Below are 3,196 nucleotides of genomic sequence, written 5' to 3' on the forward strand. Positions count from 1 at the left end.
AGCGCGCTGCAGAGCCTCGCGCACGCCCCCGGCGCCGGGCTGGCGCTGACGCTGGGCGCCTACCTGCTCGCCGGGGAGCTGCACCGCCGGCTGGGGCGCCCGGCGCTGCTCGCGCCGGTGCTGGTGGCGATGGTCCTGGTCGCCGCGGCGCTGGAGCTGCTGGGCGTCGGCTACGCGGAGTACCTGGCGTCGGTGTCGGTGCTGACCCTGCTGCTGGGGCCGGCGACGGTGGCGCTCGCGCTGCCGCTGCTGGGCGCGGGCCGCGCGCTGCTGGCCGACCGGGCGGCGGTGCTGGGCACGCTGCTGCTCACCGGGGCCGTCAGCGTCGCGGTGACGGTCGGTGCGCTGCTGGCCTTCGGGGTGCCCGGCGAGCTGGTGCGCACGGCGCTGCCGCGCTCGGTGACCACGCCCGTCGCGCTGACGGTGGCGGAGGCGATCGGGGCGAACGCGACGCTGGCGGTCGTGCTGACGCTGGTCTCCGGGGTCCTCGGCGCGACGGTCGGCCCGTGGCTGCTGGACCGGGCGGGCGTGGTGGACCCGCGGGCGCGCGGCTTCGCGGTCGGGGTGGCCTCCCACGGCATCGGCACCTCGCGGGCGCTGGCCGAGTCCGACGTGGCGGGCGGCTGGTCCAGCGCCGCGATGGTGCTCAACGCGCTGCTGATGACGGCCGTGCTGCCGCTCGCGGCGCGGGCGTTCACCTGACCCGCGCCTCCACCCGGCCCGCGCGGGCCGGCGGGCGTGCGCGTCAGTCCGTGGCGGGCGGCACCGCGTCCTCGTCGGAGCCGGCGCCCAGCCCGGCCTCCTCGCGCTCGCGCTCGACGCGGTGCCCCAGCTCGTCGTCGCTGGGCCGCGCGGGCATCTTCGCGTGCTCCTGGCGGTCGCGGGGGGCGGCGATCTGCGGGTCGATCACGTCGTCCAGGCTCGGTTCGTCGTGTCCGCTGCTCATGCCCCGACGCTAGGCAGCGTTCCCGCCGGGCGCACCCGGAGCCGTGTCCGAGGACCGGGGCCGGCCCAGGTGGTAGCCCTGCCCGTGCGAGACGCCCAGCTCCTGCAGGCAGCGCAGCTCGGCGGCGGTCTCGATGCCCTCGGCCACCACGTCGGCGCCCGTCTGCTGCGCGAAGGTGGTGAGGGCGGCCGCGAGGGCGCGCCGCGTGGGGTCGCGGTGCACGTCGCGGATCAGGCTCGTGTCCAGCTTGATGAACTCCGGCGCCAGGGCCAGGACGTGGCGCATGCTGGCGAACCCCGCCCCCGCGTCGTCGACGGCGATGCGCAGCCCCGCCCCGCGCAGCGGCGCCAGGTGGCGCAGCAGGGCCGGGTAGTCCTCGACGCGCTCGTGCTCGGTGACCTCCAGCACGAGGTCGTCCAGGCGCCGGCCCTCCAGCGCGCGCGCCAGGCCGGGGGAGGCCGCCACGGCGGGGCTGACGTTCAGGGACAGGAACCCCGGGCCCGCGGGGCGCTGCCCGAGCGCGGCGCGCAGCGCCGCGAGCTCCAGCTCCTCGCCGGCGCCGATGCGCCGCGCGTCGGCGAACCACTCGTCGGGCGTGCCGGTGGGGAAGCGCGTCAGCGCCTCGGTGCCCGCCGTGCGCAGGCTGCCCAGCTCCACGATCGGCTGGTACACCGGCCGCGGGCCGCCGCTGCGGCGCAGCAGGTCCAGGCGCGCCAGCACGCCGTGGCGGTCCTCGGCCCGCTGCTCCTCGCGGGTCAGCAGCTCCTCCAGCGCCTCCGCGACGATCTCCAGGACACCGGCGTCGCGGGGACCGGCCGCCGGCTGCGGCGTGCGCGAGAGCGCGCACAGGGTCCCGTAGAGGCTGCCGTCGCGGCGGCGCAGCGGGACCCCGACGTAGGCGCCGATGCCCAGCTCGGCGCGCAGCGGCAGGTCGGCGGTCACCGGGTGCGCCAGGGCGTCGGGGACGACCGCCTCCAGGCGCCCGTCGAGCACGCGCTCGCAGAAGGTCTCGGCCCGCTCCCAGCGGAACCCCGCGAGGGCGGGCACGTCCGGTCCGGCCGCCAGGTGCCGCACCGACCACGCGTCGCCGTCGAAGCGCCCGACGGCGGCCGCGTCCATGCCCAGCTGGCGGCGGGCGACGTCGAGCAGCCGGACGATCTGCGCGGTGGTGGAGCCGTGCTCGGGGTCGGTGGTGAAGACGGCCGGCGGCACCTGCGGGCGGGCGGTGCCCGCGCGGGTGCGCCCGCGGCGCCCGGCGCGGGCGGCCTTGTCGGCGTACATGGCCGCGTCGGCCTCCTGCCAGGCGGCCTCCAGCCCCGCACCGGCCCGCCGCGTCGCCGCTCCCACGGACGCGCCGACACCGGCCGCCGCCAGGTCCAGGCGCACCCGCTCCACCACGCGCGCGGCGGCCGCCGCGTCGGCGCCGGGCAGCAGCAGGGCGAACTCGTCGCCGCCGGTGCGGGCGGGGAAGTCCTCCGGCCGCAGCCGGCGCAGCGCGTCGGCCGCCCGCACGATGAGGGCGTCGCCGGCCGCGTGGCCGAGGGTGTCGTTGACCTGCTTGAGCCCGTCGAGGTCGACCACCACGACCGAGGCCGTGGAGCCCAGGCGCCGCGCCCGCGCCTCCTCGGCGGCCAGGGCGAGGTCCCAGGCCCGCCGGTTGCCCAGCTCGGTGAGCGCGTCGCGGCCGGCGGTGGACTCGGCGTGCTCGGCGCGGCGGGCCTCCTGCTCCAGGCGCAGCTCGTAGGCCAGGACGGTGCCCAGCAGCCCGGCGGCCAGCTCGACCTCCGCGACCTGCTGCTCCACCCGCTCGCCGACGCGGGTGCGCGAGCCGGCGCAGACGGTGCCGAGCACGAGGCCGTCGGGGGCGGTCATCGGGACGGTCAGGTAGGAGAGGAAGGGCAGCCCGGTCGCGCGCTTGGCGTGCTCCCAGCCGGGCACCTCGTCGACGTCGCGGGCGAAGCGGGGCGCGCGGCCGGCGACCGTCGCGGCGCAGAAGGTGTCCGACCAGGGCAGGACGTCACCGGCGTGGACGCCGACGCGGGTGGCGTCGATCGCCTGCAGGACGACGTAGTCGTCGCCGTCCCGGCGCGAGACGGCCCACATGTCCATCCCCAGCCGCGCGTGCAGCTGGCGCAGCGTCGCCCCGGCGGCCGTGGAGAAGTCGGCGACGGGCCCCGGGACCTCGGGAGGCGCGCTGGGGGCGGGACGGCTCACGGGGTCCCATCGGCGGCCGGGGGACCCGCCTTGAGC

General features: G+C 78.7%; 3 protein-coding genes. 1 reads left to right on the forward strand and 2 read right to left on the reverse strand.

Annotated features, from left to right (window positions below; all coding sequences use genetic code 11):
* Nucleotides 1-702, forward strand: a 702-nt coding sequence (locus tag GTQ99_RS21415) for an LrgB family protein (protein WP_240897909.1), incomplete at its 5' end; no start/stop codon positions are given.
* Nucleotides 703-745: 43 nt separating this feature from the next.
* Here GTQ99_RS21415 and GTQ99_RS21420 read toward each other — a convergent pair.
* Nucleotides 746-946, reverse strand: coding sequence for a hypothetical protein (locus GTQ99_RS21420; protein ID WP_166617720.1), 201 nt, complete (start codon nucleotides 944-946; stop codon nucleotides 746-748).
* Between the two features lie 9 nt (nucleotides 947-955).
* Nucleotides 956-3,160 carry a GGDEF domain-containing phosphodiesterase gene (locus GTQ99_RS21425; RefSeq protein WP_338075181.1) on the reverse strand — a complete coding sequence of 735 codons (2,205 nt, stop codon included), beginning with the start codon at nucleotides 3,158-3,160 and terminating at the stop codon, nucleotides 956-958.
* Nucleotides 3,161-3,196 lie beyond the last annotated feature (36 nt).

Origin of the sequence: Kineococcus vitellinus, from assembly GCF_009906315.1 — a bacterium.
Classification (GTDB): Bacteria; Actinomycetota; Actinomycetes; order Actinomycetales; family Kineococcaceae; genus Kineococcus; species Kineococcus vitellinus.

Bases quoted from the DNA above. Each gene is read 5' to 3' on its own strand.
- GTQ99_RS21420 (WP_166617720.1), bottom strand. From the start codon at position 946: ATGAGCAGCGGACACGACGAACCGAGCCTGGACGACGTGATCGACCCG.